This window comes from Sphingobacterium sp. SGL-16, assembly GCF_011043515.1.
Taxonomy (GTDB): domain Bacteria; phylum Bacteroidota; class Bacteroidia; order Sphingobacteriales; family Sphingobacteriaceae; genus Sphingobacterium; species Sphingobacterium litopenaei.
Window position 1 is genome coordinate 30,716 of the sequence record NZ_JAAKGQ010000004.1, and the last position, 24,264, is coordinate 54,979.

The following is a 24,264-nucleotide window of genomic DNA, read 5'->3' on the forward strand; positions in this document are numbered from 1 at the left end:
ATTAATTATATACGATATGGACAAACAAAATTCTTCAAGACGTGATTTTATCAAAAAATCATTGATTGGAGCTGCTGCCTTTACTATCGTCCCAAGATTTGTTTTGGGTAAAGGGTATTTGGCTCCTTCCGATCATCTTACTAAAGGAGTGATAGGGGTAGGATCAATGGGAAGAGGTCACTTTGGGTATGCAGGTACTAAAACTGTAGCCATTTGTGATGTAGATACTAGGCATTTGGCGCTGGCTCAAAATGCACTAGGAGGCGGTATTAAAGAGCATCATGATTTTAGAGATTTGATCCACAATCCAGAAGTAGATATTGTCCATATCGCGACACCTCCACACTGGCATGGATTGATGGCTCTTGAAGCGGCACGATCAGGAAAGGATATTTGGTGTGAAAAACCAATGACACGTACCATTGGTGAGGGTAAAAAAGTCAAAGAAGCTATTGCACAACATGGTAATATCTTTCGTTTGAATACATGGTTCCGCTTTGATGCCAACTTCTACGGTATGAATGTGCCTGTGAAGAAAATCAAAAAAGTAGTGGATACAGGAATGTTGGGTTGGCCGTTAAAAGTAACGATCAGCAAGCATACAGGTTTCGATTGGAAATTCTATTGGGTAGGAAAAGAAAATCTTCCAGTAGAACAAGCTCCGAAAGAATTGGATTACGATATGTGGTTAGGGCCTGCACCTTATAAACCATACAGCACGCACCGAGTGCATACTACTTTCCGCGGTTATTGGGATTATGATGGCGGTGGTCTAGGAGATATGGGACAGCATTATTTAGACCCTGTTCAATACTTCTTGGGTAAAGACAGCGAAAGTCCTATCAAAATAGAGGTTGATGCTCCTCAACAGCATTCGGATGCGGTGGGTACTTGGCGTAAGATTACCTATACTTATGCGGATGGCTGTCAAATTATATTAGATGGTGAAGGAACAGAAGTGGGTAAAGCCTATCTCGAAGGACCCAAAGGAAAATTATACCGAGGTTTCAAATCTGACATTCCAGATTTAGAACGTAAGCTGGCACAATATCCAGATCCTGCTCCTCAAATGACAGATTTTGTAGAAGCTGTGCGCACACGTCAAAAATTTGCATTGAACGAAGAAAATGGGTATTACTCCTGTACGTTGGTGAATTTGGGGTTAGCGGCTTTACGTTTGAATAGAACCTTACATTTCGACTCGGACAAGCAAGAGTTTGTAAATGATGAAGCAGCAAACAGATTGATTAATCAGCCAATGAGAGGTCCTTGGACAATGTAATTTTACCTATGAAAAAGATTTTTAATACTATATCGATATTATTGCTGTTGCAAACAGCATCTTATGCCCAACAGCCTGCTGGGCGTACAACAGAAACCAAAATTGCGGATGTATTGGCTCAACAGCCTGCCGAAGAGAAAAACAAATTCCTTTTGGCAATGGGTGAGTTGGAAAACTTTTCTTCCGAAGATGTAGCACAGTTATTACTTAAACTACGTTCTCAGGGACAAGACAATGCTACAGTTGAATACGCAACAAATTCATATGCATTGTATGTCATGCAGCCAGGTAAAGAAGCCGCTCGTGAGAAATATGCTAAAGGAATTTTGGCTGCATTGGACAAATTGAAAGATAATAACAATAAAGGCTATGCGCTGGAATTGTTGAAATTTTGCGGAAAGAATGAGGCTGTTGAAAAAGTTTCTACTTTCTTGACAGATGAATATTTAGCTGAAAAGGCGGCTCGTGTATTAAGTGCTATCCATACCAAAGAATCTGCTGCCGCTTTGAATAAAGCTTTAGCGGGGAATGTCACTGAAAAAACAGCTACGGCTATAATTGGCGCATTGGGCGAATTGAAAAATACGGATGCAGAAGACCGTATTTTAGAATTATTGAAAACATACCAATCGGATAATTTTCAATATAATGCTTATGCAGCATTGAGCAAATTAGGTACTTCTAAGTCGTACGATGTACTATATGCTAGAGCAAAAGCAAATGATTTGGCTTTTGACCGCACAAATGTTTCCGCTTTGTTGTTAGAATACGCAAACAATTTAGCGAAGAATGGCGATACTAAATTAGCGCAAAACATTGCTTCCAGAGTGTATAATGAAGCTTCTGCTGACAAAGCTATTGGAGCTAAGGTAGCAGCGTTAGAGTTATTAGCTCGTGTAGATGCGAAAGGGCAGCGCAAAAACTTGTTGGCTTTAACTAAGGATGAAAATCCGATTTTAAGAAATGTTGCTTTAGGTTTGTTAAGCTCGAATGTAACAGCTTTAGAAATGAAGAATATTACTTCTTCCTTGGTGAAATTAAATCCAGAAGCACAAGAAAGCGTGTTAAATTTCTTGAAAACAAATGACGCTACCGCTTCGGTTAAAGTTTTAGAGAAAAGTTTAGCTAAGATAAAAGGGGAAGATTCACGTATTGCCGCATACAATACATTATCTACTTTGACTAAAGGCAACAATACCGAATTTGTTATAAAGCAGATTTCTTCTGCTTCAGAGAAAGAATTGGCTGTGCTGAAAACATTATTGTTAACAGCTAATGACGCGAAAACTATTGATGTGGTTAATGCTTCACTGGCTTCAGCGGATGAAAAAACACAATTAGCTTTATTAGATGTATTAGCCAAACGCTCGAATGTCCAATCTTCTTCTGAAATATTCAAGTTAATAAATACTTCGAATGGCGCAGTAAGAAGTGCCGCTTTTGCCGCTTTGCCAAATGTGGTGAATGATAGCGATTTCAATACTGTAGCCGAACTATTGGGAGAAGCAGATGAGAAAGAGGTAAAATTAGTACAAGAAGCTGCGATTGTTGCTTTGCAAAATAACGCTGACAAGCAAAATATCGTTAAGAAATTAGCTGCTAATATTTCACGTTCATTAGCACCTTCATCAGCACGCTATTTCCCAATTTTTGCGGGAGAAGGAAGTGCTGAAGCATTGCAAACCGTTAAGAATTATATTGGAACAGATAATCCTCTTCGTGTTGCAGCCATCAACTCACTAGCAAATTGGTCAAATCCTTCTTCTTTGGAAACCTTGACGACACTATTGCGTCAAGAAAAAGATGCTTCTGTTTTCAATACGGTGTTCAATGGCTTTATCAAGCAATTGAATGCAAGTTCAGTGAATAATGATCAAAAAACAATCTTATTGAAAGATGCTTTTGAGTTCGCACAAACTGCAAGACAAAAAAATACGGCTTTAGCAAGTCTTAAATCAACAGGTACGTATTCTGCCTTAGCATTCGCTAGCAAATTTTTGAATGACAATGATTTGAAAGGTACGGCTACAGATGTGGTAATGAATATTGCTTCGGATAACAAATCGTTCATTGGTACCGATGTACGTAATTGGTTAGAATCTGCTAAAAATAATCTTTCGGGTTCTGAAAGTTCTTATTTGCGTGAAGCTATCGTCCGTCATCTGGCCGAAATGCCTAAAGGTGAGGGTTACGTTGCTTTATTCAATGGAAAGGATTTGACAGGTTGGAAAGGTTTGGTAGAAAATCCTATCAAACGCGCTAAAATGTCTGAAAAAGAATTAGCAACTAAGCAAGCGGATGCGGATAAGAAAATGCGCGAAAGTTGGTCTGTCGAGAATGGAAGTTTAGTGTTTTCAGGACATGGCGATAATATTGCTACTGTAAAACAATATGGTGACTTTGAGCTAATATTGGATTGGAAGTTAGACAAAAATGGTAAAGAGCCCGATGCAGGGGTGTATTTGAGAGGAACACCTCAAGTACAGATTTGGGATATCTCCCGTACAAATGTAGGTGCACAAGTCGGTTCGGGTGGTCTGTATAATAACCAAAAACACGCATCAAAACCTTCTAAAGTAGCGGATAATCCGCTTGGCGAATGGAATAACTTCAAAATTCGCATGGTAGGGGAGAAAGTTTGGGTTTGGTTGAATGGTGAGTTGGTTGTAGATAATGTAACCTTAGAAAACTATTGGGATCGTAACCAATCAATTTTCCCAACAGAACAAATCGAATTACAAGCACATGGCTCGCGCGTATGGTATCGTGATGTGTACCTAAAAGAATTGCCTCGTAAAGTAACGTGCTCTTTAAGTGAGCAAGAGAAAAAAGAAGGTTTCGAAATGCTGTTTGACGGAACAAACTTGGATAAATGGACGGAATCTCCAGCTTACGAAATTGATGCTGAAGGCTCTTTGCGTGCAAATCCAGATGCCAAATTCGGTAAGAACATATATACCAAAGAACAATATGGTGATTTTGTATACCGTTTCGAATTCAAATTAACTCCTGGGGCCAACAATGGCGTAGGTATCCGTACACCCATCGAAGGGGATGCTGCTTATTTAGGTTATGAAATTCAGGTATTGGACGACAACGCAGATGTATACAAAAATTTGCAGCCGTACCAATATCATGGTTCTGTATATGGAATCATTGCTGCTAAGCGCGGAGCTTTGAAACCTTTGGGCGAGTGGAACGAAGAAGAGATTCGTATTCAAGGTTCTAAAATTAAAGTAACATTGAATGGAAAAGTAATCGTAGACGGAGATATCAAAGAGGCTACAAAAAATGGTACAGCTGATAAGAAAGATCATCCAGGATTAAAGCAAACTCAGGGACACATTGGTTTCTTGGGACACGGTACGGAAGTGTTTTTCAGAAATATTCGTATTAAAAAATTGTAATTAGTTTTATATTTTATAATTGGTTTCTTAGGGGTGAACAGTATGTTCATCCCTTTTTTTTGACGGGAATATATAATAAAAGAGGTATAAAACAAAAGCGGGATAAAATTTGCATTTTATCCCGCTTTTGTAAACAAATATCTATGGATATTATTCTACTTCGAATAAGTCAGAAATTGAAGAGTGTTGGTTTACGCTCTTAATTGCTTTAGCAAATAAATCTGCAGTAGATAATACTTTAATTTTAGTTGAGTTTTTAGCTTTTTCAGCATCTAATTGAATAGTATCTGTTACGATCATTTCTGTCAATACAGAGTTTTCAATTGTTTCGTAAGCTTTACCAGATAATACAGCGTGAGTACATACCGCTCTTACTGAATTAGCACCATTTTCCATAATCAAAGCGGCAGCTTTTGAAAGAGTACCTGCAGTGTCACAGATGTCATCGATCAATACCACGTCTTGACCAGTTACATCACCAATGATAGACATAGATTCGATTTCATTGGCACGTTTACGACGTTTGTCACAGATGATTACTTCCGCATTGAAGAATTTAGCAAATGTACGTGCGCGGTATGATCCACCCATGTCTGGAGATGCAATTGTCAAGTTAGGAAGATTCAATGATTTGATGTAAGGAACAAAAATCACAGAACCATCTAAATGATCAACAGGGATATCGAAAAATCCTTGAATTTGAGCAGCATGCAAGTCCATTGTCATGATACGGCTAGCTCCAGCAGCAGTGATCAAGTTTGCAATCATTTTAGCACCAATAGCTACACGAGGTTTGTCTTTACGGTCTTGACGAGCGAAACCAAAATAAGGTACTACAGCAGTAATATAGTGAGCTGAAGCTCTCTTTGCTGCGTCGATCATCAATAATAATTCGAAAAGATTGTCGGTAGGTTGGTTGGTAGATTGGATTAGGAATACGTCAGCTCCTCTTACAGATTCATTGTAGAACGGTTGAATTTCGCCGTCACTGAATTTCGATAGTGTCTTTTCTCCTAAGGCTTTCCCGTACGATTGGGCGATTTTTTCTGCTAGTTCCTGAGTTCCTGAACCTGCAAATAATTTAACCGTGTTAAATTGCAAAGGCATGGTGTTGTTGTATTTATATGTTTTTATGAATGATGGACAAAGTTAGACAAATGAAATCGAAAATAAAAAGACTATAGTGAGAAATAAAAACACCTTTGTTTAGTTAGTGAATTAGCGTAAAAAGAAAAAGAGAGCTACAAAATTTGTAACTCTCTTTTGTTGTCCGACCTGGATTCGAACCAAGACAAACAGAACCAAAAACTGTCGTACTACCCTTATACTATCGGACAATCCCTCGAACCTTTCTACTAGAAAAGACTAGTATTTCGTTCGTTGTGCAAAGATAAAAACTCTGTTTAAAATGTCAAACACTATTTTATCTTTTTTTAAATTTTCATAAAAACAAAAAAGAGAGCTATTCTTCATAACTCTCTTTTGTTGTCCGACCTGGATTCGAACCAAGACAAACAGAACCAAAAACTGTCGTACTACCCTTATACTATCGGACAAACATTATCAAACTTTTGTGTCATTGTTCCTTGTTTGACGATGCAAATATACGCTGATTTTTTTACTCGTCAAATTTTTTTTGCTTCCTGCACGTATCTCTGTTGATTTTCAGGACAATATTTTTTATTCGTTTATGCCCATTATATCATTTGAAGTCTCCAAAAGTGTAAAGCTGTGTTAAAATATGATTTATTTATTCATTTGTATCAATGTATTCCTTATTTTCGAATCGAGTTTATAAACAATTAACCGTTTGTTGGCTTGATTTGTCGAGTAACTACTCAAAATATAAACGGAAGCCTGACAAATCTATTTTCTAGAGCAATTAACATATATGATGAATTACAATAAGATTAACAATCTGCTGGGATGGCTTTGTGCTTTCGTAGCTACACTTGTTTATGTCGTGACTGCTGAACGCACCGCGAGTTGGTGGGACTGTGGGGAGTTTATCGCTTCTGCTTACAAGATGCAGATCGTTCACCAACCTGGAGCTCCTTTGTTTTTGATGATTCAAAACATCTTCTCGAATATGGCGATGGGGGATAAAACCCAAATTGCGTATTGGATGAATGTGGGATCTGCGGTTAGTTCTGGGCTTACCATATTGTTCTTGTTTTGGTCAATTACCGCTTTAGGACGTAAAATCTTTGTAGGAAATGCTAATTTATCCACCGCATTAAATCCCACGCAAACTATTGTAGTAATGGGAGCAGGTGTTGTGGGAGCATTAGCTTATGCTTTTACAGATACATTTTGGTTTTCAGCCGTAGAATCAGAGGTGTATGCGATGTCTTCATTATGTACTGCTGTGGTTTTTTGGGCTATTCTGAAATGGGAAGTACGTGCTGATGAAGAAGGAGCGGATCGTTGGTTAATCTTCATTGCTTATGTTATGGGACTTTCCATAGGGGTTCACTTATTGAACTTATTGGTAATTCCTGCTATTGCATTGGTTATTTATTTCAGAAGATCTAAACAAATTACTAAGGTTGGTGCTTTTAAAGCATTTATGATTGGTGTTGTCGTTTTAGGACTTATCTTATGGGGCGTCATTCAATACTTAATTAAGTTTGCTGCGTTTACCGATTTATTCTTTGTCAATACCTTGGGCTTGGGATTCGGAACTGGAGTTACTTTCTTTGCTTTATTAGTTGTAGGTGGATTAATATTCGGTATTTGGTATTCCATCAAAAAAGTAAAACCTATTCTAAACATAGCTTTAGTTTCTTTAGGATTTATCATCTTCGGATATAGTTCGTTTGCAATGATTACGATTCGTGCTAAAGCTGATCCCACATTGAATAACTCGGATCCTGATAATGCTTTTGCATTCCTAAGTTATTTGAACCGTGAGCAATACGGAGATGAACCATTATTTAAAGGAAAATATTTCGATGCGAAACCAACAGACGCATTTGATGCAGGTAATGTATACCGCAAAGACAAAGATAAATATGTAGTAGCGCGTAAGAAAACAAAATATAGTTATGATCGTGAAACAATTTTCCCTCGTATCTACAGCGATAGAGGTGAACATGCTAATTTCTATAGACAATATTTAGGTTTGGGTCCGGAAGAAAAACCTACTTTTTCGGATAATTTAAAATTCTTCTTCGGTTATCAAATCGGGCATATGTACTTCCGTTATTTCTTATGGAATTTTGTTGGAAGACAAAATGACGTACAAGGTCACGGTTCTACATTAGAGGGGAATTGGATTTCGGGTATCAAACCTATTGATAATATGTTGGTAGGGGGTCAAAGTGATTTGTCTACTTCCGAAAAAGAAAATCCTTCACGCAATACCTACTTCTTCTTACCATTGATAATTGGATTTATTGGTGCTTACTGGCATTTTGGTAAAAAGCAAAAGGATGCTTTAGTAGTCTTATTGCTGTTCTTCTTTACGGGTTTGGCGATTGTATTGTATTTAAATCAGTCTCCATTACAACCTCGTGAACGTGATTATGCATATGCAGGATCGTTCTATGCTTTCTCCATTTGGGTTGGTCTAGGTGTTATCGCGATTTGGGAATTCTTATCTAAAAAAGTAAATGTGAAATCCGCTGCTATTGGAGCTACAGCTTTAGGTGTTTTTGCAGCACCCGTATTGTTGGCTTCTCAAAACTGGGATGATCACGATAGATCGGAGAAATCACTTTCGCGTGATATGGCATTAAACTATTTAGAGTCTTGTGCGCCTAATGCGATTTTATTCTCTTATGGAGATAATGATACCTATCCACTATGGTATTTGCAGGAGGTAGAGGGCGTGCGTACTGACGTGCGTGTCGTGAATTTGAGCTTGCTGTCATCGGATTGGTATATGCGTCAGATGATGAAAAAAGTAAATGATGCGGATGCACTTCCAATTAATATTGATCCTGAAAAAATTAAAGATGGTGTTCGTGATGTGATTTACTATTACGATTATCAAATTCCAGGAAATGTGGATTTACAGGCTGCTTTAGAAGTAATGCTTTCGGATGATCCACAGAATAAAGTGCCATTACAGTCTGGTGAAAGTGCTAATATTCTTCCTACTAAAAACTTGAAATTGCAAGTTGATAAACAAGCGGTATTAGCGAATAAAGCTGTTCCGGCTATTTGGCAAGATTCAGTGGTCGATTCATTGACATTCACTTATCCAATGGGTTATGTTTCTCGTGCAGAATTGTCGGTATTATCTATTTTGGCAAATAACAATTGGAAACGTCCTATTTACTTTACCACGACAACTCCTCAACAATTCTATTTGGGATTGGATAAATACTTGGTGTCAGAAGGTTTTGCTTTGCGCCTAATTCCTGTAGATACTAAAGTAGAGGATGCGGAACAAGGTGCGGTACAACATACGGAGGAGGTTTATGATAAAATCATGAACAAATACCAATGGGGTAATATTAGTAAAGCGAAATATTTGGATCCTGATACATACCGTTATTTAACATTCTATTTGAGTTCTATATTTGGAGAGACTGCACAAAACTTACTACAGGATGGTAAGAAAAAAGAAGCGCACGATGTAGTGTTGAAAGCTTACGAAAATCTTCCAAAGAAAATCTTCCAAATGGGAGAAGCTATGAGTTATATTCCGTTATTGGATGCCATGTATCAGACAGGGGAATCAGCTAAAGCAAAAGAAATTGCATTACGTAATTTGACGTATATCAAAGAGAACATGCATTATTTCGCTTCAAATCAATACATCAAAGATTTGTCGGCAGAACGTAATGTACGTTTAGCATTAGTAGGCTTACAACGTTTGAAAATGTTGGGTGAGCAATACAAAGATGCCGATGTGCAGAAAGCAACTGCAGAACTTTGGAAACAATACGGTTATTTCTTCGGAGAATAAACTGGATTAAACTAATAAACATAAAAGAGGATGTCGTAAGGCATCCTCTTTTGTCTTTCAGTAGAAAGTTAAAGGGTATACTTTCTATTTTTTATTCCAACTCTGAATAAAAAAGCCTATTTTTGTCCAAATAATCCTATAATGAAACAATCGATTTTATTAGACGGTCCTAAGTTTCAAATTACAATCAAAAGATTGTGTCAGCAATTGATTGAAAATCACGGAGATTTCTCGAATTCAGCAATTATCGGTATTCAGCCGCGTGGTATTTTTTTAGCTAATCGTATAGCGAAAGAGTTGAAAGAGATGTTGGGCAAAGACGTAGATACAGGTGTGTTGGATATTACATTCTTCCGCGACGATTTCCGACTTAAAGGAAATTCCCCTTTACTTGCCAACAGTACGCAGATTGATTTTATTGTGGAAGGTAAGAATGTGATTTTTGTCGATGATGTGCTTTGGACTGGTCGTACTATTCGTTCGGCAATGGACGCTATCCAAGCTTTTGGTCGTTCCAATCGCATTGAACTTTTGTGTTTAGTAGACCGTAGATTCTCCAGACAGATACCTATTCAGCCTGATTATATCGGAATACAAGTAGATTCAATTGACTCTCAAAAAGTAATCGTGAGTTGGGAAGAAGTAGATAAGGAGGATAGTATCGTACTGATTACGGAAAAGAAATAATTTTTTCAGCGAAAAATACTAATAAAATGCCAACAACAACAGAACAGTTAAGTACATGCCACTTATTAGGCATCAAAGACCTAACTGAGCATGATATTCAATTAATTTTAGATACAGCAGCAAATTTTAAGGATGTCCTGAATCGTCCGATCAAAAAAGTTCCTTCGTTAAGAGATATTACTATTGCTAATGTATTCTTCGAAAACTCCACACGTACACGTCTATCTTTCGAATTAGCAGAAAAACGTCTTTCAGCAGACACCATCAACTTTGCAGCGTCTTCTTCCTCAGTGAGTAAAGGAGAGACTCTAATCGACACAGTCAACAACATCTTAGCCATGAAAGTGGATATGATTGTAATGCGTCACCCTTACGCTGGAGCAGGTGTGTTTTTGAGTAAACATGTAGATGCGCAAATCGTTAATGCTGGTGATGGTGCACATGAGCATCCTACACAAGCATTGCTGGATTCTTTTTCTATTCGTGAGAAATATGGTGATGTAGCAGGACGTAAAGTGGCTATCATCGGGGATATTTTGCATTCACGTGTAGCCTTATCAAACATTTTGTGTTTACAAAAGCAAGGTGCTGAGGTGATGGTTTGTGGTCCGACTACATTGATTCCTAAATATATCACTTCATTAGGTGTAAAAGTAGAACATGACTTAATGAAAGCGTTGAATTGGTGTGATGTGGCGAATATGTTGCGTATCCAATTAGAGCGTCAGGATATTGCGTATTTCCCATCATTACGTGAGTACTCCATGTTATATGGATTAAACAAAGAAATCTTGGATTCTCTGGATAAAGAAATTACAATTATGCACCCAGGACCAATCAATAGAGGTGTCGAAATTACTTCGGATGTAGCAGATAGTCAACATTCGATTATTCTCGACCAAGTTGAAAATGGGGTTGCGGTACGCATGGCAGTTTTATACTTGCTAGCAGGAAAGAGAGGTTAAGGTTTTAACCTCTCTTTTTTTAGACTTCTTTTCTTGGTGGAAAGAAGAATTGCATAGGACTCAAAAGAAACAATGCCCATACGGCTTTCCCGACTAATATCAATTCATAAAATTTCATTTTCCGTGCACGAAATGCCAGAATTAAGCTAAGTGTAAAACTGACTATAAAGTTTACAAAACCAATTACACCTATTCCTACTACACCCCAGATAATCATATCTGTTGGTGCGCGTAATTCACTTCCGTAAATGCCTAAGGCTAGATTTCCACTAGCAAAAGTAATGTGGCGTATGTCAATGTTTAGTCCTAAAAATATCCCAATAGAGCCTGTCATGCCCATAAATACCCCAAACCATACGTTAGAAATAACACCAGCCCATTTCTTTTTGTACCAATCTGCAAATCGTTTCGTTTTTTCTTTTCCAAATACTTTCTTGAGAATTGGGTGTTGCTCAATTCTATAATAGAGAGAATGATGCTTATCCCGATTGGCTACACTTCCCGCAATAATCCCAGATAAGAATAAGAAAACACCTGCAATAGCAGCGTGCGCTATGGAAGGGGAATCAATAGGGTCCAAATCTGTGATAAGAGTACGCCATTTGGCAGAAGCTATATTGAAGTGAAAAAGCAGATCAATTCCTTTTATTAGTAGCCATGCTATTGGAAAGGCTAAAAACACATTACCCACAAAAGCTATAAATTGCGAACGAAAAACTTGGGAAAAGAAATGCGCGAAAGACCAATACTTGTAGTTTCGTTCTTCTTTACTTTCAGTCTTGCGTTCCAAAGCGCTGACTAATGCCGAAGCAGTCATAGCGGGCTGCTTGGTAGCTAGTGTACAGCCTAATAAATAAATTGCGGTGAAGCCTAATGCGTAGTTTAGACTATATAAAACTGCATGTCCAAAGATACTGGTGTCCACCTTAGCCAATAGTACTTTTATGACACATAGTATAGCTACAATACATCCACCACCACAGGCAGACCAAAACATTTTCGTGTATTCTTTCTTGGAAGTTGTTATATAATGTTCACCCGTCTGTGCGGTATGTTGTGTGATTTCGTAGGCTATGGATTGTGTACTTTCATTGATAAGCCTACGCACGTTCGTTTTGTTTGTATTTATACATATAAGCTTCTTTATTAGTGAAATCGTCTGTTCTACGCCTTCATTAGGCTCGTCTAATACCAAATAAGGAAGTGTCTCGCGGATCCGAGCCAATTGCTGACGCAATCGGAGTAAAGATTGATTCACTTTCATCGAAATCCCTAGTTTATGGGAATTATCAAAAGCATCATCGATATACTTTTCGCACTGACTTAATAGCACTATCAACTGTTTGTAATTAATGTCCGAACTAACCAGATAAGTATGATTTTGCGTACGAATATATTGGATAATAGCATCCATTTCTTGAAGTAGTCCAATAAATGGATTATCAAAATTCCGGTATTCCGGATTCATCTTGCTGACTTCGGTTTCCATTGCCCGTCCCGAAACACGCTGTGTCAAAACTTCCAACCCGTACAATATTTCCGAAATAGGATGATTGTTTTGTTCTAATTCGTAAATACTTTTTCCTTCAACCATTTCAAAGAGACGAATCAATTGTTCGTCTGGTATGCGCATAATCCAATCTGAATCTGTTCTAGAATAGAATATTTGGTTCAGTACGAATTCTAGAGATTCAGCAGGAGCTTGGTGAGGAATTATTTTAGCAATTAGCCTTCTTTTGACTTCGTACAAAAAATCATTGTAATTGATGATGCCGACATCCGAAATAATTTGATCGAAGTCTCTGGTCTGGAAGTTTAATGCATCTATTTTGGTAATTAATATTGTTTTGTATGAGGGCGTGGATTGCAATAATTCCAACAAATCATTAATTTCTACCAATAAAGAGTGTCTGTTTTTGCGATAGATATTTACGAGTTCAATTAAGAAGTCCAATCCATCAATTTCTTTATAAGTAGACTGTTCAAATAAGACTATTAACTCTTGTTTGGTCTGCGTCATGTAAGGTATGTATGTGTATTTGCTTGTTTAAAAAGCAATGAAAAATTACGGTTTTATATTGAAACACACAAAATCCTTCAAAGTTTTAATAAAATGCAACCTCTTGAAATAAACTTATCTAATGTGAAAAAATGTTAAATATTCTTATGTAATCCGACTTAATCGTAAAATTAGCGTTATAAAAGGTGTTTACTAACAGATGTTAACAACTTTTGAGGAAAACTTGATTCTTAACTACTAATTTAGTAGACTGAAGAATAGTATCTACATCACACTACGTGGGTGGCTATTTTGGGATGATTTTTTTAGAAATTTAGATAAAGAAAATACACCATTATGTACAAGAAAATTTACGGATTAGGTGTTGCATTGAGCTTAATGTCTGTTCCCGTATTTGGTCAACAAACAGCTTGGCAAGATATTAACAGAGCATATAAAACGGGATTGGAGTTATACGAACGTGGTAAGTTCAGTTCAGCAGCAAAGCAATTTGATAAAGTAGAGGAATTACGTACGAAATCGACTTTGCAATTGGATGAAACCGAAGAATTAACTTTAATCAAAGAAGGTGTACGTTTTTATCAGGCGGTATGTGCACTGGAATTGGGGGATTCGGATGCTGAAGGTCGTTTTCTGAAATACATTAAAGATTATCCAGCAAGTGCAAACTCCAAAGCGGCTTATTTTCAAATCGGTCGTTCGTACTATGCAAAGAAGGATTATCCTAAAGCGATAGAATGGTTTACTAAAATCGAAAGTAAAAATCTAGCTGGAGCGGAAAATATAGAATACCGTTTTAAACTGGGTTATGCGCAGTTTATGACGAATGACTATAAATCCGCGAAACCCTTATTCGAAAAGTTAAAAGACGAAAATAGTATTTATCAAGAAGCTTCTATTTACTACTATGCCTACTTGTGCTATTTGGATGCGGAGTACAAGACAGCTTTGAATGAATTTGAGCGCTTGAATGGTTCTAAAACTTTTGAGTCCACCTACCCTTATTACATCACAGCGTTGTACTTCCTGGACAAACGCTACGATGATGTATTGAGTTATGCGCTGCCAATTTTGCAAAATACAAAGCAAGAGTTCGAAACAGAGATGTTCCGTATTATAGGTGCGACGTATTTTATAAAAGGTGATTTAGCAAAATCAAAACAATACTACGATAAATTCCAGGCGCAAGATCAAGGTAAAACTCAAAATAACCAAGATAGTTACCAAATCGGTTACATCGCTTACAAATTAGGCGACTATAAAAAAGCAATCACCGAATTGGAAAAAATGACTGATCCGGATGAATATTATCAAAGTGCGATGATAACATTGGGTGATTCATTTATCAAGACAGGAAATAAACAAAGTGCACGTAATGCGTTCTTCAAAGCTTCAAAATTGGATTTTGATCCACAATTGAAAGAAGAAGGTTTGTTCAACTATGCGAAACTTTCTTATGAATTGGAATTCCACCAGGTTGCTTTGGATGCGGTCCAAGAATATTTGGATACCTACAAAAACAATAGGCGTAATGAAGAAGCTAAAACTTTATTAGCAGAAGTATTACTAAGTACTAAAAATTACCGTAATGCAGTAGATGTCTTGGAATCTTTTCCATTGACTTCTAAAGAAGCGAAAGCGGCTTATCAAAAAGTGACATATTACCGTGGTTTGGAGTTCTATAACGAGCGCGCCTTTGAAAATGGTATTTCCATGTTCATGCGTTCGGAAGCGAACCGTTATGACGAAGAAATCTACGCTTTAGCTGTGTATTGGAAAGCAGAAGCAATGTACGAAGTTCGCAAATACAAAGAAGCTGTAGCGAACTTTAATAAATTCCTGCAATTGCCTGCCGCACGTAAAACAGATGTTTATCACTATGCAAATTACGCATTAGCGTATGCGGCTTTTCGTAATGACAATTACAATACTTCAGCGAATTACTTTGAGCGCTTTTTATCAGGCGGTGGCAAAGACGGTATTGAATTGAATACAAAAAATGACGCTATTGCGCGTCTGGCAGATTCTTATTTTGCTACGAAAAATTACGGTAAAGCTATGTCTTACTATGACCGTTTGATTAGTTCAAATGCCCAAAGTCAGGATTACGCTTTATTCCAACGCGGAATTATCCAAGGATTACAAGGAAACAACGACGCGAAGATTGCTACGTTGAATTCTGTAATCGCAAAATATCCAAAATCAAATTACGCAGATGACGTAGCGTTCGAAATTCCTTACACTTATTTCTTAATGGGGAATTATGATCAAGCTATCAGTGGTTTGCAATCCATGGTGGAAAAATATCCGCGCAGTTCGTACGTTCCACGTGCCTTGTTGACAATAGGTTTGGTGCAATATAACCAAGATAATACAGATGCTGCACGCCAGACTTTCGAAAGAGTAGTAAGTCAATATGCTACAACAGACGAAGCTAAACAAGCGATTCGTTCGATTGAAAACATCTACCTAGATAAAGGTGATGCTTCTGGTTATATTCGTTATGCGACAGGGACGAATATTGGTAATCTTTCTCAAGCGGAGCAAGATGCCCACACATTTGGTGTAGCACGTAATTTGTTCGAACGTGGTAACTGGCAAGGTGCTGTAGAAGCAGTAAATGCTTATTTTGATAAGTTTCCTAAACCAATAAACGAGAAGTTCGCACGCTATATCCGTGGTGAAAGTTATGCGCAGTTGAAACAAGATAAGGAGGCTTTGCATGATTTCAATATCATCATGAATGACTGGACTTCGGCTTATACAGAAAAGACGCTAATTAGTGTTTCTAAATTACACTTGCGTAATAAAGCATATAACGAAGCTGTTCAAGTGTTGAAAAAACTAGAGTTGACTTCGGAATACAAAGAAAATTATGGTTTTGCGATTAAAAACTTATTGATCTCTTACTATAATATTGGTGATCCTGTAGAAACATTGAACTACGCTAACATCTTAAAAGGTTATGAAAAAGCTTCGGAAGAAGATATTGCTTTAGCACATTTATATGCTGCAAAAGCATATACTAGCCAAAACAAGACTGCTGATGCGACTAAAGAATTAAACTTAGCGGCATTGAAATCAAAAACAGAAACTGGTGCTGAAGCACGTTATTTAGTAGCTGAACAACAGTTGAAAGCAAAACAATACGACAAAGCTATTGAATCAGCTTTTGATATTTCAAATACATTCTCTTCTTACGACTATTGGGTAGCGAAGGGCTTTATTTTAATGTCAGATGCGTATGTAGGAAAAGGTGATAAGTTCCAAGCGAAAGCAACATTGGAAAGTGTAATCGAGAATTATGAAAATAAGACCGATGACATTCTTAAAACAGCGAAGGAACGTTTACAAAAATTGAAATAACAAGAAATAGGAAATAAGATGAAATTGCATAAAACAGTATTTAAGAATTATGCTATTGTAGCATTGTTATTAGGGGTAGGGCAACAAGTCTCCGCACAAGTTGATCCCGAAAGACCAGTAACGATAGATTCATTTGATGTAGTCCGTGATTACAAACCTATTCTTGCTGATGCAGTTAAGATTCGTCGTAGTCCGGATATGACTAACAAACGTGCATATATGCCAAAACTTACTTATGGTAATGTGCCCGATAAAAAGTTGGATATCAATACAGGTCTGAAAGAATTAACTGTTCAAGAATTACCTTTTACAAAAGCTCAGGATATCACATCGAATTATGTGAAATTAGGTATTGGGAATTTAGGAACAATCTTGGGTGAAGCATATGTAGCAAATGAAGAGTATGAAAATCTTCGATTTGGTGCTTTTGTGAAGCATCTGAATCAAAAAGGTTCTTTAGAAGAGCAAAAATTCTCTAGACAAGAGGTTGGAATTTTTGGTCGCCGTATCTTGGATGGTTTTACCGTAGACGGAACTTTAGGTTACAATCGTTATGCGACACGTTTCTATGGAATTCCAGCAGATATAAATGGTATTTCAATTAATCCAGCAAAAGAAGCACAAGCTTTTAATGATATATATTTCACGGGCGAGTTAACAAGTAATTTTGATCCCAATAATGAAGAAGCAGTTTCGTATTCAGCGAAATTAGATGCTTATACGTATAAAGATAAGTTCGATGGTAGTGAAAACTCAATCGCTATTTCGGGTTATTTAAATAAGCGCGTACGTACCTTCAATATTGGTGCTAATGTGGCTTTAGATTACAATACTATCGGTGGTGTAGGTGCTAATTTAGATAAGTTCAAAAATTCTGTAGCGACCATCAATCCTTATATCAGTTTTAAGGGTGATAACTATACATTGACTTTGGGCGGAAATATTGTGTCGGAATTTGGGGACGAAAGTAGATTTAATATATTTCCAGCAGCGGAAGTCGATTTCTCCTTAGTACCTGGCTATATTCACTTGTTTGGTGGATTGAATGGTGGTGTTCAAAAAGCTTCATATAAGCAGTTTACACAATTGAATCCTTATTTGGGTCCAAATCAAAATTTCCAAAATCAAGTGGATAGATTGCATATTTTTGGTGGTATCAAAGGAAACGCAGGTGCGACATTTGGCTACAAAGCGAAAGTTATCTACAAATCAATTGAAGGATTACCATTATTTTTGAACAACGAAGATGCACCATTCCGTTTTGATTTGGTGTATGATGGTAATGAAGATAGTAAAGCCAAATATTTTGGAATTGAAGGTGAAATCAATGTTCGCTTATCCCAATTGGTTAATTTAGGCGGTCGTTTGAACATTGATGGGTATACTATGGCGACTCAAGAGGAAGCATGGCATACACCAAAATTACGTTTGGCAGCTAATGCACGCTTTAATATCTCAGAAAAATTGTATATTGATGCTGAAGCGTTATTCCATGGTTCGACATGGGCAGCTACTTACGATTATGATTTATCATCATTTTCATCTGTGAAAAATAACTATCATAAAGTGTCAGTACCCGAATTTTTTGATTTAAGTGCTGGTGCTGAGTACAAAGCGATGTCTAATTTGGGTATATTTATTAAAGCGAATAATATTTTCAATAAGGAGTATGAACGCTACTTATATTATCCAAGATTGGGTTTCAATGTGATAGGTGGGGTTAATTTTTCATTTTAACAAATAGAATTATAACTTTGCAACACATATTTTTAGTTTAATTAGATGATTCTAGGAAGACAAGTTCATTCTTTGCTCAAAAGACATTCGTCAGTGTTTGTCTTAGGCTTAGGTACGTTTAGACGTATCCGCACTGCAGCGTCTTATGATGCAAAGCGTAATGTTGTCTTACCTCCATTGAGTTATATCGAATTTGAACATGATTCGCAAGAAGGTTATGATTTTGCGTTGTATGTTCAACAAAGTAATCAGGTTGAGAAACTAGAAGCAGAAAGAATTGTTCAACAGGAAGTAGACAAACTAATTGATGCGATCCATACGGATGGGCAAGCTACTTTGGACGAATTAGGCTATTTGGTTTCTTATGGACATTCTTTTATTTTCAAACCATTGGATTTAAGTGGTTTTCAATTTGTTCCAATTGAAGATCCTTATCAAAAGATAATGGAGAATACCCAAGAGGAAGTTCAGGAAGAAATACCAAATATTGTTCCTTCTATTCCTGTAGCAGAACCTTCGTCTCCAGTAGAAGAAACCGTGGTTTCAGAATTAATTGATGCGCAAACTTCAGCAGAAGAACAGACACCTATAGAAAATGCTCCAGTTAACTCTTTCCAACAGCATAGAGAAGAGCCGTTAGAATATTTTGAGGAAACTCCAAAGCGAAGTAACGCAGTAGTCTATGCGCTGATTGCTATAGTGGCGTTGATTGCCATGGGCGGAATTTATTATTACAGTATTCTTTCCAAAAAATTGGATAATGTTGATCAGCTCTTAAGCGCCATGGATTCAACAGATTTTGTAGAAGATACTACAAGTTATAGTGTGGATTCTAATGCAATGGCAGCTGTGGATTCTTCTGCTTTAAACTCTTCGGATTCGTTGGCATCGACGGTTCAACAGGTTCCAACTGCAACTGTTGATGAGCCTGCTTTGCATAAGTATACTATTGTGGTAGGAACACATCCTAAATATGAACAAGCAGAAGCAGAAGCTGCTGAGTACCAAAAGAAGGGATTCAAGCATGTACGTGCATTACCTTCCAATTTGGAAAAAAATCGTAAAAAAGTAATTTGGGATACATACCCAACAAAAGAGTTGCGTGATTCAGCATTGCGTTATGTACAAAAAAATGTAAAAGCTGATGCATGGCCAGCAGTATTATAGTTAAGTAAATAGAAACCAATAAATAAATATTTTTAGATATTATGTCATTCATTCAAGACACAGCGTTATTAGATAGTGCAAATTCGGTTGTAAATCAATCCGTTGCTATTGCTGCTCCAGTACAGGATCAAAACCTAATCGAATTATTGATGAAGGGTGGTTGGATTATGATTCCAATTGTTGTTTTATTTTTCATCGGATTAGTGATTTTTATTGAGCGTTACATTACTATTCGCAATGCTTCCAAATCAGATGGTAACTTAATGGCTCAGATCAAAAGCAATGTATTGTCTGGTAAATTGGATTCTGCTATTGCAGTATGTCGCTCTAGCAATTCGGCGTTAGCGCGTATGTTGCAAAAAGGTTTGACACGCGTAGGACGCCCTATCAAAGATATTGAAGGTGCTATTGAAAATGCAGGTAAATTAGAGGTTTCTCGTTTAGAAAAAAATATCAACGTATTAGGTATCATCGCAGGTATAGCGCCGATGCTTGGTTTCGTGGGTACGATCTTTGGAGTAATCCAAATCTTCCGTGATGTGGAAGCTGCCGGTGGTATCGATATCGGTTCGGTATCTGGAGGTCTTTACGTAAAAATGATTGCTTCAGCTTCAGGTTTGACTATTGGTATCTTGGCATACATTGGTTATCACATTTTGAATATGATGGTGGAGCGTTTGATCCTTAAGATGGAAACAGAAGCGGTTGAGTTTATCGATTTATTAGACGAACCAGGGGTTTAATCAAGGACTTATAATTGGATAGACCATGAATATAAGAAATAGAAGAGGCAAACCTACTGCAGAAGTGCATACAGCTGCGTTGAATGATATCATGTTTTTCCTGATGTTATTCTTCCTGTTGGCATCTGCGGTGGCCAATCCTCAAGTGGTGAAGTTGTTATTACCCAAATCTAGTGCTGGAGAACAATCTGTAGCAAAGAAAACAGTTACAGTTTCTATTACTGCGGATTTGTCGTACCATGTAGATAAGCAAACAGTTCCTTACGAAGCGTTGGAACAAATATTACAGGCGCAAATGAACCCTGGCGAGGAAGTAACGATTATGCTTTATGCGGATAGTACTGTTCCGATCCAAAATGTTATTTCGGTGATGGATGTGGCAAACCGTTTGAAGATTAAATTGGTGCTTGCTACCGAGCCAAAGAAGGATTAGAAAATTGATCATTTGACAATTTGAAAGTCATTGAGTCTAAGTTTTTGACTATTTAATTTTGACTTTTTTAATTTAAGAAAATGTATTATCATATAAAAGAAGAGAATAATTTACCCAAGGCACTAGGCTATTCGTCTATTGTGATGGCACTTTTGTTTGCTATTGGCTATTTTATAGTCTTTGGACAACCTGGCATTCCAGAGTATGGAATGGGTGGGATTGTGGTAAATTATGGTACCTCAGATGTGGGTATGGGCGATGATTATATGAGCATTGAAGAGCCTTCAATGGATGAAAATGCAAATAATGTCCGACCTGATCGTGTCGTGCCTACCGAAACACCTACTCCTACACCTTCGCAACAAACATCGGATAAAGCGGTGGCTACTCAGGATATGGAAGATGCTCCCGCTGTAACCAAAACAGAAAAGGCTGTAAAAAATCCAGCTCCTGAAACGACTAAAGAAGTTAAAAATAGCACCCCAACAGTCAATACCAATGCCCTTTATAAAGGCAAAAAGAATAATGGTCAAGGTGCTGGTGATGGAGAAGGAGGCGGTCCTGGAAACCAAGGTTCGGCTTTAGGTGATCCTTTAGCATCCAATTATGGAGAAGGTGGATCGGGCTTTGGTGATACTCCAATATCCTTGACAAGTAGACATTGGGCTGTAAGGCCTAATATCGACGACAAAAGCCAATTCTCAGGTGTTGTCGTATGCGAATTGACGGTGGACAGAAATGGTAATATTATTAGTGTTCGTCCAGGGGTTAAAGGAACAACCTATTCCTCACCTACCGTTTATAGCATGTTGGAAAGAGAATTGCGTAAAGCAAAATTCAATACCGTTCCAAATGCTCCAGAGAGACGTGTGGTACACGTAACCATTAATTTCAAAGTTAGATAATTTAAGTTTTATGCATACTTATACAGAGGTAATCGATTATTTATATAGTCGATTACCTATGTTTACACGTGATGGTGCTTCGGCATTCAAGAAGGATTTGGATAATACATTGGCACTCTGTGAAGCTTTTGATAATCCACAACATAAATTTAAAAGCATCCACGTAGCTGGCACAAATGGCAAAGGTTCTTCTTCGCATATGCTTGCTGCGATTTTGGCCAATGCTGGTTACAAAACTGGCTTATATACTTCTCCACATTTAGTGGATTTTCGCGAGCGTATCCGTATTAATGGAGCGCAGATATCTGAGCAATTTGTTGTAGATTATGTTTATAACAACCAAGATTTAATCGAAGATGTACAACCTTCTTTCTTCGAAGCTACGGTAGTAATGGCTTTTGATTACTTCGCCAAGGAGCAAGTAGATATTGCTATTATTGAAGTAGGCTTAGGAGGAAGATTAGACAGTACCAATGTTATATCACCAGAAGTGTGTCTGATTACCAATATCGGTATGGATCATATGAATTTGTTAGGCGACACCTTAGAAGAAATAGCAGGAGAGAAGGCAGGTATTATAAAACCGCATATTCCAGTTGTAATTTCTGAGTCCCACGAAATAACAGCTCCGGTATTCATCGCAAAAGCTAACTTGGAAAAAGCTCCGATTATTTTTGCGGATCAAAAAATCAAAGCCAATCGATTAGAAAAGGATGCTTTAATGCAGCGTATTGGAATCTCTAAAGAATGGGAAACTAAAGTGTATGATTTGGATTTAACAGGCTCTTATCAAGTAAAAAATATTGCTGGGGTATTGGCCGTTGTAGACCAAATCCGTCAAAAAGGGTTTGCTATTTCGGATGAGCAATTAATTTATGCCCTTGCTAACGTACAAAAGCTAACGGGGTTTCAAGGCCGTTGGCAAACATTAAGTACAGATCCTTTGATTATCTGCGATACTGGACACAACGAAGACGGTATTAAAGAAGTTATCAAAAACCTGAATGAAGTTTCTTACAATAAACTTCATATCGTTATCGGTGCGATGAAGGATAAAGATTTGGATCATATGCTTCCTTATCTACCGAAAGATGCTATTTATTATTTTTCTAACCCTGACATGCCACGTGCTATGGAAGCTGAAGAATTAGCAGAAAAAGCAAAAGGTTATGGCTTATCAGGAAGAGTTTGTGGCTCCGTTATCCAAGCTTTAAATGAGGCAAAGTCCACATATTTACCTGGTGATTTGATCTTTGTCGGCGGTTCTAATTTTGTTGTTGCAGAAGTATTGCAACAAATGAAATAATTTCCAAATAACTGTGTAATTAAGTATTAGTTGTTTAAATTTAAGATACTACTAATACTTAATTATGAGATTCTTACTAAATGCCTTTATATTCTTTGCACTCATTAGTTGCGAACAACGAAAAACTTCTTCTCAAAAAGCTCAGACAGACGAATCTCAGGACAGTATATCTGCCGTTATTACTGAAACAACTAAATACCTTATCACTGAAAATGCTGTCGGCTATTTCAATATAGGCGAGCCTTGGCAAAGTATTGCAACAGAAAAATATACCTATATCTATACACAAGGCTATAGTATATGTGTAGACGCTTGTTGTGATGGTGGTTATGTTTTGGGATTGAAAATGGATGAGGCAGGAGAATTTATTGAAGATGGAATGTTGACTATTGGCTGTGCGCAATTTGACGATGATGAATCCGAAACTAAATATTAGGATAATTCAAATGTCTTTTATACATCGTCCGATAATTGTAAAGCGTGGTATTGGAAAGATAAGATTAAGTATATCTTTATATATTCTGATTTATTTAAAACCAAATAGGGGATATGTGTGGGAACAACGCTTAAAGAATTGGAAAGTAAATTAGGTAAATTACAATTTGATATTGGTTGGATAGAGGAAGACCCAAATGCTATGCAAGTCAAAATTGCCACTTATCCAACGATACAATTTATTTTGGATATAGAAGATTATAAAGGCGATTGGGAAAAGATTAGTCTCTCGAGAAATAAGAATGAATTGAGTATTGCTGATTTCAAAGAAGGTACTAAGATAGACCGTATTCTTGTGGATAAAAGGAAGGTTAGTCAAAGGTAGAATTTAAAACGCCCAATTTTCATAATTGGGCGTTTGTTATGATTAAAACTAAAACTCACCAACCTTTACTTTCTTCCATTCTTCATAAAGATTATAGGGGCTATCATTACCCAGTTTTAATTCTCCTTCTATAGTAAGCGTATTTCCATCTTCAGACAGCTTATACTTCAATTGAATTTCATCAAGATAGGTGCTTGTAATATGATTAAATACACTTTCTGCATAGTTACCTTTATCATCTATTTTAAAAAGGCCGTCATGTGTAAATAAAGCACCTTGCTCGGTCACGCGCATATTGGAGAACTTTCCGTCATCTGAGAAGAGTTTGTAGGCTCCGAAGGTCATATCATGTATATTTCCTTGACCATCTTTTGTTTTCTTTAATTCCCAAACACCAGTTAAGGGTTTGTCTTGCGCAAAACTTATGGCGCATACGGCCAAAAGAAATGTGGCTAGTAATAAAATTTTTTTCATCATATCAGTTTTGTATTAAGTTATTTCCAAATCT

The 24,264-nt window shown here is 37.2% G+C and carries 17 protein-coding genes; 14 read left to right on the forward strand and 3 right to left on the reverse strand.

Going from position 1 to position 24,264, the window contains the following annotated elements; genetic code table 11:
* Positions 1-16: 16 nt before the first annotated feature.
* Together G5B32_RS02545 and G5B32_RS02550 are read left to right on the forward strand one after the other, a co-directional pair.
* Positions 17-1,282 carry a Gfo/Idh/MocA family oxidoreductase gene (locus tag G5B32_RS02545; RefSeq protein ID WP_165289987.1) on the forward strand — a complete coding sequence of 422 codons (1,266 nt, stop codon included), beginning with the start codon at positions 17-19 and terminating at the stop codon, positions 1,280-1,282.
* An 8-nt stretch (positions 1,283-1,290) separates the two neighbouring features.
* On the forward strand, positions 1,291-4,689 hold the full coding sequence (locus tag G5B32_RS02550; protein ID WP_165289988.1) for a DUF1080 domain-containing protein: 3,399 nt from the start codon (positions 1,291-1,293) through the stop codon (positions 4,687-4,689).
* Positions 4,690-4,839: 150 nt separating this feature from the next.
* Here G5B32_RS02550 and G5B32_RS02555 read toward each other — a convergent pair whose 3' ends face one another.
* Positions 4,840-5,796 (reverse strand): ribose-phosphate pyrophosphokinase, encoded by a 957-nt coding sequence (locus G5B32_RS02555; RefSeq protein WP_165289989.1) that lies wholly within the window; start codon positions 5,794-5,796, stop codon positions 4,840-4,842.
* Between the two features lie 784 nt (positions 5,797-6,580).
* Between G5B32_RS02555 and G5B32_RS02560 the strand changes: the two genes are divergently transcribed.
* The 3 genes from G5B32_RS02560 (at position 6,581) to G5B32_RS02570 (ending at position 11,259) form a co-directional block, all read left to right on the forward strand.
* Complete coding sequence (locus G5B32_RS02560; RefSeq protein WP_223815203.1) at positions 6,581-9,607, forward strand: DUF2723 domain-containing protein; 3,027 nt, start codon at positions 6,581-6,583, stop codon at positions 9,605-9,607.
* A 141-nt stretch (positions 9,608-9,748) separates the two neighbouring features.
* A complete protein-coding gene (pyrR, locus tag G5B32_RS02565) occupies positions 9,749-10,294 on the forward strand; it encodes a bifunctional pyr operon transcriptional regulator/uracil phosphoribosyltransferase PyrR (protein ID WP_165289990.1) in 546 nt (181 codons plus the stop codon).
* A 26-nt stretch (positions 10,295-10,320) separates the two neighbouring features.
* Positions 10,321-11,259, forward strand: coding sequence for an aspartate carbamoyltransferase catalytic subunit (locus G5B32_RS02570; RefSeq protein ID WP_165289991.1), 939 nt, complete (start codon positions 10,321-10,323; stop codon positions 11,257-11,259).
* Between the two features lie 19 nt (positions 11,260-11,278).
* Here G5B32_RS02570 and G5B32_RS02575 read toward each other — a convergent pair whose 3' ends face one another.
* Positions 11,279-13,279 carry a site-specific recombinase gene (locus G5B32_RS02575; protein ID WP_165289992.1) on the reverse strand — a complete coding sequence of 667 codons (2,001 nt, stop codon included), beginning with the start codon at positions 13,277-13,279 and terminating at the stop codon, positions 11,279-11,281.
* Positions 13,280-13,615: 336 nt separating this feature from the next.
* Here G5B32_RS02575 and G5B32_RS02580 point away from each other — a divergent pair, with 336 nt between their 5' ends.
* The 9 genes from G5B32_RS02580 (at position 13,616) to G5B32_RS02620 (ending at position 23,756) form a co-directional block, all read left to right on the forward strand.
* Entirely contained in the window at positions 13,616-16,645 is a 3,030-nt protein-coding gene (locus tag G5B32_RS02580; protein WP_165289993.1) for a tetratricopeptide repeat protein, read from the forward strand.
* Between the two features lie 18 nt (positions 16,646-16,663).
* Positions 16,664-18,382 (forward strand): hypothetical protein, encoded by a 1,719-nt coding sequence (locus G5B32_RS02585; protein WP_165289994.1) that lies wholly within the window; start codon positions 16,664-16,666, stop codon positions 18,380-18,382.
* A gap of 45 nt (positions 18,383-18,427) precedes the next feature.
* Positions 18,428-19,549, forward strand: coding sequence for a hypothetical protein (locus tag G5B32_RS02590; protein ID WP_165289995.1), 1,122 nt, complete (start codon positions 18,428-18,430; stop codon positions 19,547-19,549).
* 41 nt (positions 19,550-19,590) lie between these two features.
* Complete coding sequence (locus G5B32_RS02595) at positions 19,591-20,292, forward strand: MotA/TolQ/ExbB proton channel family protein (protein WP_165289996.1); 702 nt, start codon at positions 19,591-19,593, stop codon at positions 20,290-20,292.
* A gap of 25 nt (positions 20,293-20,317) precedes the next feature.
* Positions 20,318-20,725 (forward strand): ExbD/TolR family protein, encoded by a 408-nt coding sequence (locus G5B32_RS02600; RefSeq protein ID WP_165289997.1) that lies wholly within the window; start codon positions 20,318-20,320, stop codon positions 20,723-20,725.
* Positions 20,726-20,805: 80 nt separating this feature from the next.
* Positions 20,806-21,630: an energy transducer TonB gene (locus G5B32_RS02605; RefSeq protein WP_165289998.1), complete on the forward strand. Its 825-nt coding sequence runs from the start codon at positions 20,806-20,808 to the stop codon at positions 21,628-21,630.
* A gap of 10 nt (positions 21,631-21,640) precedes the next feature.
* A complete protein-coding gene (locus G5B32_RS02610; RefSeq protein WP_165289999.1) occupies positions 21,641-22,936 on the forward strand; it encodes a bifunctional folylpolyglutamate synthase/dihydrofolate synthase in 1,296 nt (431 codons plus the stop codon).
* A gap of 64 nt (positions 22,937-23,000) precedes the next feature.
* A complete protein-coding gene (locus G5B32_RS02615) occupies positions 23,001-23,372 on the forward strand; it encodes a hypothetical protein (protein ID WP_165290000.1) in 372 nt (123 codons plus the stop codon).
* 117 nt (positions 23,373-23,489) lie between these two features.
* On the forward strand, positions 23,490-23,756 hold the full coding sequence (locus tag G5B32_RS02620) for a hypothetical protein (protein ID WP_165290001.1): 267 nt from the start codon (positions 23,490-23,492) through the stop codon (positions 23,754-23,756).
* Positions 23,757-23,804: 48 nt separating this feature from the next.
* Here the strand turns inward: G5B32_RS02620 and G5B32_RS02625 are convergent, their stop codons facing one another.
* Positions 23,805-24,233, reverse strand: coding sequence for a DUF4488 domain-containing protein (locus G5B32_RS02625; protein ID WP_165290002.1), 429 nt, complete (start codon positions 24,231-24,233; stop codon positions 23,805-23,807).
* Positions 24,234-24,264: the final 31 nt, after the last annotated feature.

Coding starts and splice junctions, on each gene's coding strand:
- G5B32_RS02545 (WP_165289987.1), top strand. CDS start 17: ATGGACAAACAAAATTCTTCAAGACGTGATTTTATCAAAAAATCATTG.
- G5B32_RS02550 (WP_165289988.1), top strand. CDS start 1,291: ATGAAAAAGATTTTTAATACTATATCGATATTATTGCTGTTGCAAACA.
- G5B32_RS02555 (WP_165289989.1), bottom strand. CDS start 5,796: ATGCCTTTGCAATTTAACACGGTTAAATTATTTGCAGGTTCAGGAACT.
- G5B32_RS02560 (WP_223815203.1), top strand. CDS start 6,581: ATGATGAATTACAATAAGATTAACAATCTGCTGGGATGGCTTTGTGCT.
- pyrR (WP_165289990.1), top strand. CDS start 9,749: ATGAAACAATCGATTTTATTAGACGGTCCTAAGTTTCAAATTACAATC.
- G5B32_RS02570 (WP_165289991.1), top strand. CDS start 10,321: ATGCCAACAACAACAGAACAGTTAAGTACATGCCACTTATTAGGCATC.
- G5B32_RS02575 (WP_165289992.1), bottom strand. CDS start 13,279: ATGACGCAGACCAAACAAGAGTTAATAGTCTTATTTGAACAGTCTACT.
- G5B32_RS02580 (WP_165289993.1), top strand. CDS start 13,616: ATGTACAAGAAAATTTACGGATTAGGTGTTGCATTGAGCTTAATGTCT.
- G5B32_RS02585 (WP_165289994.1), top strand. CDS start 16,664: ATGAAATTGCATAAAACAGTATTTAAGAATTATGCTATTGTAGCATTG.
- G5B32_RS02590 (WP_165289995.1), top strand. CDS start 18,428: ATGATTCTAGGAAGACAAGTTCATTCTTTGCTCAAAAGACATTCGTCA.
- G5B32_RS02595 (WP_165289996.1), top strand. CDS start 19,591: ATGTCATTCATTCAAGACACAGCGTTATTAGATAGTGCAAATTCGGTT.
- G5B32_RS02600 (WP_165289997.1), top strand. CDS start 20,318: ATGAATATAAGAAATAGAAGAGGCAAACCTACTGCAGAAGTGCATACA.
- G5B32_RS02605 (WP_165289998.1), top strand. CDS start 20,806: ATGTATTATCATATAAAAGAAGAGAATAATTTACCCAAGGCACTAGGC.
- G5B32_RS02610 (WP_165289999.1), top strand. CDS start 21,641: ATGCATACTTATACAGAGGTAATCGATTATTTATATAGTCGATTACCT.
- G5B32_RS02615 (WP_165290000.1), top strand. CDS start 23,001: ATGAGATTCTTACTAAATGCCTTTATATTCTTTGCACTCATTAGTTGC.
- G5B32_RS02625 (WP_165290002.1), bottom strand. CDS start 24,233: ATGATGAAAAAAATTTTATTACTAGCCACATTTCTTTTGGCCGTATGC.